11 protein-coding genes are annotated in these 10,889 nt (G+C 67.9%); 10 read left to right on the top strand and 1 reads right to left on the bottom strand.

Features of this window, described 5'->3' with window-relative positions:
• The coding region (gene ybaK / locus ACFUTU_RS11310; protein WP_377964214.1) for a Cys-tRNA(Pro) deacylase at positions 1 to 483 on the top strand (483 nt) is incomplete at its 5' end.
• A 68-nt stretch (positions 484 to 551) separates the two neighbouring features.
• Here the strand turns inward: ybaK and ACFUTU_RS11305 are convergent.
• On the bottom strand, positions 552 to 1,838 hold the full coding sequence (locus ACFUTU_RS11305) for an alpha/beta hydrolase (protein ID WP_377964212.1): 1,287 nt from the start codon (positions 1,836 to 1,838) through the stop codon (positions 552 to 554).
• Between the two features lie 117 nt (positions 1,839 to 1,955).
• On the opposite strand from ACFUTU_RS11305, the gene ACFUTU_RS11300 reads away from it, so the two are divergent.
• The 9 genes from ACFUTU_RS11300 (at position 1,956) to efeB (ending at position 10,820) form a co-directional block, all read left to right on the top strand.
• The gene (locus tag ACFUTU_RS11300) at positions 1,956 to 2,447 is read left to right on the top strand and encodes a hypothetical protein (RefSeq protein ID WP_377964210.1); all 492 of its coding nucleotides are present in this window, start codon (positions 1,956 to 1,958) and stop codon (positions 2,445 to 2,447) included.
• A gap of 14 nt (positions 2,448 to 2,461) precedes the next feature.
• Complete coding sequence (gene msrB / locus ACFUTU_RS11295) at positions 2,462 to 2,926, top strand: peptide-methionine (R)-S-oxide reductase MsrB (RefSeq protein ID WP_377964208.1); 465 nt, start codon at positions 2,462 to 2,464, stop codon at positions 2,924 to 2,926.
• Positions 2,927 to 3,071: 145 nt separating this feature from the next.
• Positions 3,072 to 4,472, top strand: a complete 1,401-nt coding sequence (locus ACFUTU_RS11290; RefSeq protein WP_377964206.1) for a DUF6421 family protein — start codon at positions 3,072 to 3,074, stop codon at positions 4,470 to 4,472.
• A complete protein-coding gene (locus tag ACFUTU_RS11285; protein WP_377964204.1) occupies positions 4,469 to 5,227 on the top strand; it encodes an SDR family oxidoreductase in 759 nt (252 codons plus the stop codon). The genes ACFUTU_RS11290 and ACFUTU_RS11285 overlap by 4 nt, the downstream gene beginning before the upstream one ends.
• Before the next feature lie 48 nt (positions 5,228 to 5,275).
• Positions 5,276 to 6,388, top strand: coding sequence for a threonine aldolase family protein (locus tag ACFUTU_RS11280; protein ID WP_377964218.1), 1,113 nt, complete (start codon positions 5,276 to 5,278; stop codon positions 6,386 to 6,388).
• Between the two features lie 68 nt (positions 6,389 to 6,456).
• Complete coding sequence (locus tag ACFUTU_RS11275) at positions 6,457 to 7,182, top strand: DUF3000 domain-containing protein (RefSeq protein WP_377964216.1); 726 nt, start codon at positions 6,457 to 6,459, stop codon at positions 7,180 to 7,182.
• A 140-nt stretch (positions 7,183 to 7,322) separates the two neighbouring features.
• Entirely contained in the window at positions 7,323 to 8,174 is an 852-nt protein-coding gene (efeU, locus tag ACFUTU_RS11270; RefSeq protein ID WP_377964202.1) for an iron uptake transporter permease EfeU, read from the top strand.
• A 70-nt stretch (positions 8,175 to 8,244) separates the two neighbouring features.
• Positions 8,245 to 9,441: an iron uptake system protein EfeO gene (efeO, locus tag ACFUTU_RS11265; RefSeq protein WP_377964200.1), complete on the top strand. Its 1,197-nt coding sequence runs from the start codon at positions 8,245 to 8,247 to the stop codon at positions 9,439 to 9,441.
• On the top strand, positions 9,438 to 10,820 hold the full coding sequence (efeB, locus tag ACFUTU_RS11260; protein ID WP_377964198.1) for an iron uptake transporter deferrochelatase/peroxidase subunit: 1,383 nt from the start codon (positions 9,438 to 9,440) through the stop codon (positions 10,818 to 10,820). Before efeO ends, efeB begins: the two co-directional genes overlap by 4 nt.
• Positions 10,821 to 10,889 lie beyond the last annotated feature (69 nt).

Below are 10,889 nucleotides of genomic sequence, written 5' to 3'. Positions count from 1 at the left end.
CCTGCCACAGCCGTCCTGGCTGCGGCAGGCGTTCCTTTTAGCCTGCACCCGTACAGCCATGATCCGGCGGCAGCCAGTTACGGGCTGGAGGCGGCCGAGGTCCTGGGAATCGATCCTGCCCGGGTCTTCAAGACGCTCATGGTGGAGATCGACGGCCGGCTCGCCGTCGGCGTCGTTCCTGTCAGCGGAAACCTCGACCTCAAGGCAATCGCTGCCGCGCTGGGCAGCAAGAAGGCCGCCATGGCGGACCCTGCCGCGGCCGAACGGCGCACCGGCTACGTCCTGGGCGGCATCTCGCCGCTGGGCCAGCGGCAGCCCTCCCCCACTGTGATCGACGAAAGCGCCCTCGCCCTGGACACGGTCCTTGTCTCCGGCGGCCGGCGGGGCCTCGACATCGAGCTGGACCCCCGCGACCTCATGCGCCTCACCAAGGCAATCACGGCACCGATCGGGTCAGGTTCCCAGGTCGGTTCAGGCTCTTAGCCCGGCACAGGTCCTCAGGCCGGCACAGGTCCTCAGGCCGGCACCGGCACTCAGGCCGGTTCGGGCTCTCAGGCAGGCCGGCCCGGACCGGAACCGGGGTTGGCGCCGGTCCCCGGATTCACCCGCGGCGCCAGCTGCAGCTGCAGCCACGCCCTCACGAGCCCTTCCCAGCGGACCGGATCGGCGTTCCACTCCTTGGCATGCCGCGCCCCCTCGAATGGCTCGAACGTGACCATTTCCGGGTTCTTTTCGGCGAGGAGTGCCGACGGCTGGTAGGGGACGTACTCGTCGTCGACGCTGTGGATGATGAGCGTGGGCGTCCTCAGTTCCACCGCCCTGGAAACCCAGTCCATCGACTTCAGATCCACCGGGGCAGCGAGTCCGGTGAGCCGGCGTCCCACCTTGTGACTCATCATCAGCTGGCCGTAGCGCCCAACAGCCGACGGAATCCGGTTCAGCTCCGCGTGGTGGGCCAGCACGTTCACCCAGTCGATGACGGGCGCGTCAAGGACCATGGCCCGGATGACGTGCCTGTGCTGCGACAGGTCCGCGGTCTGCAGGCAGATGGCTCCTCCCATGGACCAGCCGAAAAGCACGACCTCTTTGGCGCCACGGGAGAGGGCAACGGAAATTGCAGCGTCGACGTCCCGCCATTCAGTGGAGCCCAGACCGTAGCGGCCGTCAAAGGCTGCCGGCGCCAGACCGTCATTCCGGTATGAAACCAGGAGGTTCGGCAACCCGAGTTCATGCACTGCCCGCGCTCCGCGGAGGCACTCCTGCCGCGTCGCCCCCCGGCCGTGGACCATGATGGCCCAGGTATCGGCTCCGGCATCACCGGGGATGAGCCAGGCGGGGGCCGTTCCGCCTTCCACCGCGATGTCAACGTCTTCGAACGCCAGGCCGATGTCGGAAGGAAACTGGTACGTGGCACCGCCCCACCAGCCGCGCGCCGCGGTTTCCAGGCTGCCGCTGTATACGGCCTCCACCTCCCGCAGCACGGTGCGCTCAGCCGGCGAGTAGGACAGGATCCTGCCGATCCTGGCATGCCCGGCACCGCCGTCGAAGAAAAGGCTGTACGTTCCATCGTGCGTGGTCTCCGGTGTGGCCGCGAGGATGACCTGCTGTTCCCGGCCTTCCTTGATGACCGCCAGCACTTCCTGGTCAGCGGCCCGCACGCGGGCGGGGGTCAGCACGCGGCGGGCGAAATAGAGCGCGAGGGCCGACGATCCCGCACCGAGCAGGGCAGCGGCGGTGCCGCCGGCAATGATTCCCCCGAGCGTCCACTTCGCCCGGAGGGTCATGGCACTGCCCTGGGGAGTAGCCGGGAGAACCGAAACAGCATGCGCAGAATCCATGCCACCCATCTTGACGGATCCGGCCTCTTCCGGCACATTCGCTGCCTGGCGCCCGGCCGCCACAGGCATGCCGCACAAATGCATGCAGGCCATGGCGGCCGGGACTAGGCTGATGCCATGAGCGATCCAATCGTCATTCTCACAGAAGAGCCGCTGGGTGCGGACGACCGCGTAAACATCGAGCGCCTGGTGGACGGAGGTGACGCGCCCCTGGTTGTGCTGGTGCCGGCCAACACTGAACGGCACCTGCTGGTGGACTTCCTCGAGAACCTGTCGATGCTGGACATCGCCAAGGCTTTCCGGGAGCTGACGTCACACGCTCCTGATCCGGTCCAGGAACGGGCGGCGGCGGATGCCACGCTGGCCACGTCCGTCAGTGCTTTGGAGGGCATCGGCGGCGGCGTCGCCGGCGAGGTGGTGGACGGCGGAGCCGTCAACGGCCTCGTGGCCAAGGTCAAGGAGCTCGGGGCTGCCCAGGCAGTGGTCATCACCAGGCCGCATGCCGTGGCGGACACGTTCCATACGGACTGGGCCAACCGGGCACAGGACAAGCTCGGCCTGCCGGTGCTGCATCTGTATGCAGGTTCGGGATTTATCGGGGACTCCTGAGCGTTGGTCCCACTATGAGCACTCCCGAGAAATCCGACCTCACCAATACCGCCGCCAGCGCTACACCTGCCGCAGGCCGCTCCGACGAAGACTGGCGCCGGGAACTGACCCCCGAGGAATACCACGTGCTGCGCCAGGCCGGCACGGAGCGCCCCTATACCGGGGAATACTGGGACACCCACACCGCCGGGGTGTACAACTGCCGCGCGTGCGGGACCGAGCTGTTCACCAGCAAGGAGAAATTCGATTCCCACTGCGGCTGGCCGTCGTTCTGGGCCCCGCTGGCCGAAGGGCGGGTCCGTTACATCCACGACCGGACGCTGGGCATGGACCGCATCGAGGTCCGGTGCGCCAACTGCGATTCCCACCTCGGGCATGTCTTCGAGGGCGAGGGTTACGGGACGCCCACCGACCAGCGCTACTGCATCAACTCCATCTCGCTGAAGCTGGTTCCGGCGGCGGACGGCACGGGAGCCTAAGGGTGCCGGGCGCTGCGCCTGGCGCCTGCTGCCGGAGCCTTTAGCCTTACAGTTTCTTATGCTCAAGCCTTTCATCGATTAGCAGACCTGCCTGCTTGCTACGCTCGCGGTACAAGCTCAGATGACCAGGAAGGCGAGGCCAGCGATGACCGCAACCGTACACACAGCACCAGCCCGAATCTCCGCAGCACACCCTGAATGGCAGCGCCTTAAGAGCGCCGCCATTGCCCTGCGGGCCTTGCAGGTGCAGGACGGTTCCATCCCTGACCCGGCCGATCATTCTGCAGCGCACGGTCTGGTCACGGCCCTCGTCAGCGCCATCGGGGAGCTCGCACCGGCGTTCCCCCACGACGCCCTGTACCTGGACCTGGTGTGCCGCGACTTCGGCCGCTGGGCCCAGGACGGGTTTGGTGTGCCGGACTTTCTTGACTCCCTGCTGGCGTTCCAGCCGCAAGCGGATCGCGAGGACGGACTGCAGCACCTCGTGGTCTTCCCGATGTACACGCAGAACGGCAGCAGCAGCCGGCTCGTGGAGGCGGTCCTCATCGACGTCGTCTGGCCAGACTTCATTGCCGGCCTGGAGCAGGGCGACTACTCGAACCGCCTGTTCGTGCCCATCCGGTTCATCGACTTCACCCCCGGCTACGACACCAACTCCGCCGTGCTGTTCCCCGAAACCGTGGGCGTGCGGGCAACGCCGAGGTTCACCTGGGGCGCCATCTTCGCAGACCGTGAGGCAGCACGCTTCCGCCGCGTCCTGCGGGCCGCCGCCGACATCACATCGCTCGAGCTGCCCGCCGGTGCCGCGGAACTCCTTGAGGACCAGGAACTCACCGAAAAAACATTCGTCATGTGGGACCTGATCCATGACCGCACGCACATGCGCGGTGACCTGCCGTTCGATCCCTTCATGATCAAGCAGCGGATGCCCTTTTTCCTGTACTCCCTTGAGGAGCTGCGGTGCGACCTGACCGCATTCCGCGAATCCGTGAAGATCGAAAAGGACGAGGCGGCGGATCCGGAAGCCCGGCGGCATGCCAAACTCGTGCAGTACGCCGTCATTTTCGACCGCATCTTCCGGTTCGCCATCACCGGCAGCCGGGTCCGCAACTACGACGGTCTTGGCGGCCAGCTGCTGTTTGCGTGGCTGCACCAGCACCGCGTCCTCCACTGGACCGACAGCCGGCTAAGCATCGATTGGGAACATGTCGCGGGCGTGGTCGTGGAACTCGGCGCCCGGATAGAGGAACTTTACTGGCGCTCCATCGACCGGCCCAAGACGGCCCACTGGCTGGCCGCGTATGAGCTGATCTCAGGCACCGTCACGCCGAACCCGGCGTCGGTCTGGGCCAAGGGACCGGGCGCGCTTCCCCTGGACGGGCCGCCGCGCGGCCTCACGGACCAGGTCCTGGACGATGAGTTCCCGCTGTCCATGTTCTACGAGGCCCTGGAAAAGAAGATGCGCCCCGTCATTGACTCCACGGCCGGCATCACCGGTTCCTGGGATGCGGAGATGCCGGCGGCGGGCCCGGCCACGGCGGCATGACGGACGGCAGCGCGGGCACGGGCAGTCCCCTGCGGGTGCTGGTCACCGGCGGCAGCGGACCCTCCGGGACCGCTGCCGCCCGGGCCCTGCTGCAGGCCGGCTTTACCGTCTTTACCGTTGGGTCAGACAAGGCCCGGATCGAGGCCGCCGCGGAAAGCGCGGGCGGCGCCGTTCCGCTCGTATGCGACCTCGCCGACCTCGCCGCCGTGCAGCACCTGCGGCAGGAGCTCGCGCGCACGTCCGGAAAGATCGACGGCGTCATCCACCTCGTGGGCGGCTGGCGCGGGGCAGAGGGCATCACCGGCCAGACGGATGAGGACTGGGATTTCCTGGAACGCAGCGCCATCACGACGCTGCGCAACGTCACCCGGGTGTTCTATGACGACCTCGCCGCCTCGCGCTGCGGACGCTTTGCCATGGTGTCCTCGACGGCGGTGGACAGTCCCGCTGCCGGCGTCGCCAGCTACGTTGCGGCCAAGGCGGCCGCGGAAGCGTGGACCATGGCCGTGGCCGAGGGATTCCGCCGAGACAACCAAAACAGCCAGAACAACGAAAAGCAGCACAGCGCCGCCGTCGTCTTCGTGGTGAAGTCGCTGGTGGACGCCGGCATGCGCAGCAGGCAACCCGAGCGGAAGTTCCCCGGCTTTACCGACGTCGAGCAGCTGGCTGCTGCCGCCGTCGGGCTCTTCAGCCAGCCCGCAACGGAACTGAACGGACAGCGGCTGCTACTGGCACCGGCGCCTGCCGGTGCTTGAAGCACACAGGGCCCTGCAACTACCTAGACTGAAAGCGTGACCAAAGAGATGACAACAACGGTTGAAACTGCCGGCAGCGGCACCGGAACCAGACTGCACGACGCATCGGTTCGCGGGTTCGCGTCGGACAACTACTCCGGGGTGCACCCCGAGGTGCTGGCCGCGCTGGCGGCCGCCAATGAGGGGCACCAGGTTTCCTACGGCGAAGACGCGTACACCGCCCGCCTGCAGGAGCTGATGGAGGAGCACTTCGGGCCCGGCATCGAGTGCTTTCCGGTCTTCAACGGCACCGGCGCCAACGTGCTGTCCCTGCAGTCCCTCCTCCCCCGCTGGGGTGCAGTGGTCTGCGCGTCGACCGCGCACATCAACATGGATGAGAACGGTGCCCCGGAGCGCGTGGGCGGCATGAAGCTGCTGCAGGTGCACACCCCGGACGGCAAGCTGACGCCCGAACTCATTGACCGCGAAGCGTGGGGCTGGGGCGACGAGCACCGCGCCCAGCCGCTGGCGGTTTCCATTACCCAGACCACCGAACTGGGCACCTGCTACACCGTGGACGAGGTCCGGGCGATCGCCCAGCACGTCCACGCCAGGGGCATGAAACTGCACATGGACGGGGCGCGGCTGGCCAACGCGGCGGCGCACCTGGGCGTCCCGCTCCGGGCCTTCACGCGCGACGCCGGCGTGGACATCCTGTCCTTCGGCGGGACCAAGAACGGACTGCTGTTCGGCGAGGTGGTGGTGGCGCTGAACCCGGACGCCGCCCACGGCTTGCTGTTCCTGCGCAAAATGAACATGCAGCTGGCATCCAAGATGCGCTTCATGTCCGCGCAGTTCATCGCCCTGCTCGAAGGTGACCTGTGGCTTCGCTCGGCCGCCCATGCGAACGCCATGGCCGCCCGGCTGCGCGCCGCGGTGGACGCCATCGACGGCGTGGATCTAACGCAGAAGACGGAGTCCAACGGTGTCTTTGCGATCCTGCCCGAAGGCGTGGCGGACAGGCTGCGGGAGTCGTTCCGCTTCTACGACTGGAACGAGGCCACCCGGGAGGTCCGCTGGATGTGCTCCTTCGACACCCGCGAGGAGGACGTCGATGCCTTCGTGGCGGCCATCAGGGCCGAACTCGCCCGGCACGGGTCCGCGCAGGCGGCAGCGGAGTAACATGCGCAGGATTGCGTGAGCAGGCGGCGAGCCTGCCGGTATCGGAGGTTTCCATTGCGTACCCTGCGATTGTGAACGCACTTGCCCAGGTTCCCGCGAATTTTCTGTATGCGCTGGGAACGCTCCGCAAAGCACGCTGCCGCAGCGAGCTGCGCCTCGACGAGATCCCGGCGCCGGCGCGGCTGGCGCCGTTCGCCGTGGCCCTCGGCGCCGAGGTGGTCGTCCCCGGCGTTGGCAAGGACCGTTCGCCGGTCCAAGACTCGCCGGTCCAAGACTCGCCGGTCCAAGGCTCACCAGTCCATGGTCCGGCGGCCATGGCCCTCGCCCGGTCAGCGGCCGCCGGGACGTCCGGCCCGGCTGCGGGGGAGGATGACGGCGATGGCGAGGAGCTCGCCACCGGCCGCTTCATCCTGCTGCACGATCCCGACGGCTCCGCCGTGTGGGACGGCGAGTTCCGGATCGTCACCTACATCCGGGCACAGCTCGACGCCGAGATGGGCAACGATGAAATGCTCGGCTCCGTGGCCTGGACCTGGCTCGTCGAAGCGCTCGAAACCCACCATGCACCGTACCGCGCCGCCGGCGGGACAGCCACGAGGGTGCTCTCCGAAAGCTTCGGAACACTTGTGGACCGCCCCGCATCGATCGATATAGAACTCCGCGCCTCGTGGACTCCTGCGGGCCCCGATGTCCAGGCGCACCTCGAGGCGTGGTCGGACATGGTGTGCACCTTCGCGGGCCTTCCTCCGCTGCCCGACGGCGTCTCCGCGCTTCCGCGCAGGCGCCGCAGCTAGCACCTGCCTCACGCCGCCCAAACCGGTGGAGTAATTTCCGCGGCAATTAGGACATGATTCTTTTGCCTAATAGCGTGCGGCGTGTAGAGTCCCGTGCTTAGGTGAGCCTAAGACGGGCTCCCCGGCAGAAGGTGCTTTACATGACAGCCAACTTCCTCATCGGCCTCCGGGAGGGCCTCGAGGCGACGCTCATCGTCGTTCTGCTGATGGCCTACCTGACCAAAAGCGGCCGCCGCGCACTGCTCCCCCGGCTGTGGGCGGGCGTGGGGTTGGCTGCGGCCGTGTCCGTGGGCTTCGGCGCCCTGCTGACGTTCGGCCCGCGCGGCCTGACCTTCGAAGCACAGGAAGCGATCGGCGGCGGACTTTCCATCATCGCCGTCGGACTGGTGACGTGGATGGTTTTCTGGATGGCGCGCACCGCCCGCACCCTTGGCAGCGAACTTCGCTCCCGCGTGGACGGTGTCGCCGACGGTGCCACCTGGGGCCTGGTGCTCGTTGCGGCCCTGGCCGTCGGCCGGGAAGGGCTGGAGACGGCACTCTTCCTGTGGGCCGCAGCCCAGGCCAGCGGTGAATCCGGAACGCCCCTGTTCGGCGCCCTCCTGGGCCTCGCCGTGGCTGCCGCGCTTGGCTATCTGCTGCACCGCGGCGTGCTGAAGGTCAACCTTTCCCGCTTCTTTACCTGGACCGGCGTCGCCCTCGTGGCCATTGCCGCGGGTGTCCTGGCCTACGGTGTCCATGACCTCCAGGAAGCGGGCATCCTGCCCGGACTGCACAGCCTCGCCTTCGACGTCTCAGCCGCCGTCCCGCCGTCGTCCTGGTACGGCACCCTGCTGAAGGGAACCCTGAATTTCTCCCCGGCCACGACGTGGCTGGAAGCCACTGCCTGGGTGCTCTACACAGTGCCCGTCATGTTCTTCTACCTTCGCGCCAACTTCCGCCCGGCGGCCCGGCGGGCGGAGGTGCCTGCCGCAGCCGCAGCCGCCGCGTCCTGACCGGCGCCACCTGACCAGTCCAACACATCCCCAACATCCCCAACCCCCAACACCCCCCAAAGGAAACCCCATGCCCGGCTTGACCTCGCCCAAAAATCGCCGGACTGCCGGTGCCCGCCTCGCCGTCGTGGCAGCCACCGCCGTCCTCCCGCTCGCCCTGGCATCCTGCACGGACAACGCGAGTGCCACCACCGCCGCCACTGCCGGCGGCCCCATCCAGGTGACCAGCACCGATGCCGAGTGCAAGGTATCCGCCACGGAAGCGCCCAGCGGCAACCTCACTTTCGCCGTCAGGAATGACGGCGCCGAGGTCACCGAGTTCTATGTGCTCGCCGAAGACGGCCTGCGGATCGTGGCCGAGGTGGAGAACATCGGCCCGGGAATCACCCGCAACCTGGTGCTCACCGCGCCGGCCGGCAAATACATCACCGCCTGCAAGCCGGGAATGAAGGGTGACGGCATCCGCGCCGGGTTCACCGTCAAGGACTCCGGCACGCAGGCCACCGCCGACGCCGACCTCCAGAAGCTCGTGGACACCGGGGTGGCCCAGTACACCGCCTACGTCAAGGACCAGACCGAGCAGCTGGTGGCCGGCACCCGGGAATTCGCCGCCGCGTACGCCGCCGGCGATGCAGCGAAGGCCAGGAGCCTCTACGCAGCCACCCGCATGCACTGGGAGCGGATCGAGCCCGTGGCCGAATCCTTCGGGGACCTCGACCCCAAGCTGGACGCGCGCGAAGCGGACCTCGAACCGGGTCAGGCATGGACCGGCTGGCACCGTGCCGAGAAGGACCTGTTCCCGCCCGCCGGATACAAAGCCCAGACGGGCACCGAGCGCGCGGCAATTGCCAAGCAGCTGGTCACGGACACCGAGGAACTCAGCACCCGCACCCGCACCGTGGAGCTCAGCGCGGACAAACTGGGCAACGGCGCCAAGGAACTGCTGGATGAGGTGGCCCGCGGCAAGGTGACCGGTGAAGAGGAAATCTGGTCGCACACAGATCTCTGGGACTTCCAGGCCAACGTGGACGGTGCCCGGATTGCATTCGAAAACCTCAAGCCCGCCCTGGAGCAGAAGGATGCCGCGCTGGCCAAAGATCTCGAGGCCAAGTTCAGCGCCCTGCAGGCCGAGCTGAAGAAGCTCGCCAAGGGCGACGGCTTCGTGTACTACAACGAGCTGAGCAAGGACGAGGTCCAGCAGCTCAGCGCCCTGGTCGACGCGCTCGGCGAGCCGTTGTCGAAGCTCACCGCGGCAGTGGTGCTGTGAGCGGCTGCCCCTTCGGCGGCCAGCCGCCGGTTGACAGCCCGACCGGTTCCGCGGCGGCCCCGGACACTCCTTCCGACGGCGGCATGCCTTCATCCGGCGGCGGCACGCGCCGGCTGTCCCGCCGCGGTCTTTTGGGGCTGGCCGGTGTGGGCGGTGCGGGAGCAGTAGCGGGCATCGCCACCGGGCTGCTTGGGCACGACGCCCTGGCAACCGCCGCGGCACCTCCGGCCGACAACGGTTCCGTTATCCCCTTCTTCGGCGACCGGCAGGCCGGAATCACCACGGCTGCCCAGGACCGCCTCCACATGGCGGCCTTCGACGTGACCACCGAAGACCGTGCGGCGCTCATCCAACTCCTCAAGGACTGGACCGCCGCCGCCGATGCCATGACCGCGGGCCGGACCACCGGTGCCACCGGCGCCGTCGACGGTCCGTACGACGCTCCGCCGGAAGATACCGGCGAGGCACTGGATCTCGACGCCGGCCGCCTCACCCTCACGTTTGGCTTCGGTGCGTCCCTTTTCGAGAAGGACGGCAAGGCCCGCTTCGGCCTTGCCGGCCGGCGGCCCGACGCCCTGATCGATCTGCCGCATTTCCCCGGCGACGCCCTGGAACCGAACCGCACGGGCGGGGACATCGTGGTGCAGGCATGCGCCGACGATCCGCAGGTGGCGGTGCACGCCATCCGCAACCTTGCCCGCATCGGTTTCGGCAAGGCACGGGTCCGCTGGTCCCAGCTGGGCTTCGGCCGCACGTCTTCGACGTCGCGCGCGCAGCAGACCCCGCGCAACCTCTTCGGGTTCAAGGACGGAACCAACAACCTCAAGGCCGAGGACGCAGCCCTGCTTGACGGGCATGTGTGGGCCGGCGCCGGAACCCGTGCCGGTGAAGCGTGGATGGCCGGCGGCAGCTACCTGGTGGCGCGGCGCATCCGGATGCACATCGAGATCTGGGACCGCACGTCGCTCCGGGAACAGGAAGGCCTGATCGGCCGGACCAAGGGGGAAGGTGCTCCCCTGTCGGGCGGCAAGGAGTTCACCGCCCCCGACTTTGCCGTCAAGGGCAACGACGGTGAACCGCTTATTGGCATGGACTCCCACCTCCGGCTGGCCCACGCGGACCAGAACGAGGGCGTGCGGATGCTCCGGCGCGGATACAACTACACCGACGGCTCGGACGGGCTGGGGCACCTCGACGCCGGGCTGTTCCTTATTGCCTTCGTCAAGGACCCGCGGACGCACTATGTGCCCATGCAGATGACCATGGCAAAGCAGGATGTCCTGGCCCTGGAATACCTCAAGCACACGGGCTCCGGTCTGTTCGCGGTGCCGCCGGGAACCAGGCAGGGCGGCTTCATCGGGGAAGGCCTGTTCGCCTGAGGCCTCCCGGCCTGGCCCTCTTCGCCCGGCACCCTTTACCCGGCACCGCACCGCCGTCGAAACCGACGG

Source organism: Arthrobacter sp. NPDC057388, assembly GCF_042668165.1.
In the GTDB taxonomy this organism is placed as follows: Bacteria; Actinomycetota; Actinomycetes; order Actinomycetales; family Micrococcaceae; genus Arthrobacter.
Note: the sequence above shows the minus strand (reverse complement) of the source record. Positions and strands in the feature narration are given on the sequence as shown.

Bases quoted from the DNA above. Each gene is read 5' to 3' on its own strand.
- ACFUTU_RS11305 (WP_377964212.1), bottom strand. From the start codon at position 1,838: ATGGATTCTGCGCATGCTGTTTCGGTTCTCCCGGCTACTCCCCAGGGC.
- ACFUTU_RS11300 (WP_377964210.1), top strand. From the start codon at position 1,956: ATGAGCGATCCAATCGTCATTCTCACAGAAGAGCCGCTGGGTGCGGAC.
- msrB (WP_377964208.1), top strand. From the start codon at position 2,462: ATGAGCACTCCCGAGAAATCCGACCTCACCAATACCGCCGCCAGCGCT.
- ACFUTU_RS11290 (WP_377964206.1), top strand. From the start codon at position 3,072: ATGACCGCAACCGTACACACAGCACCAGCCCGAATCTCCGCAGCACAC.
- ACFUTU_RS11285 (WP_377964204.1), top strand. From the start codon at position 4,469: ATGACGGACGGCAGCGCGGGCACGGGCAGTCCCCTGCGGGTGCTGGTC.
- ACFUTU_RS11280 (WP_377964218.1), top strand. From the start codon at position 5,276: ATGACAACAACGGTTGAAACTGCCGGCAGCGGCACCGGAACCAGACTG.
- efeU (WP_377964202.1), top strand. From the start codon at position 7,323: ATGACAGCCAACTTCCTCATCGGCCTCCGGGAGGGCCTCGAGGCGACG.
- efeO (WP_377964200.1), top strand. From the start codon at position 8,245: ATGCCCGGCTTGACCTCGCCCAAAAATCGCCGGACTGCCGGTGCCCGC.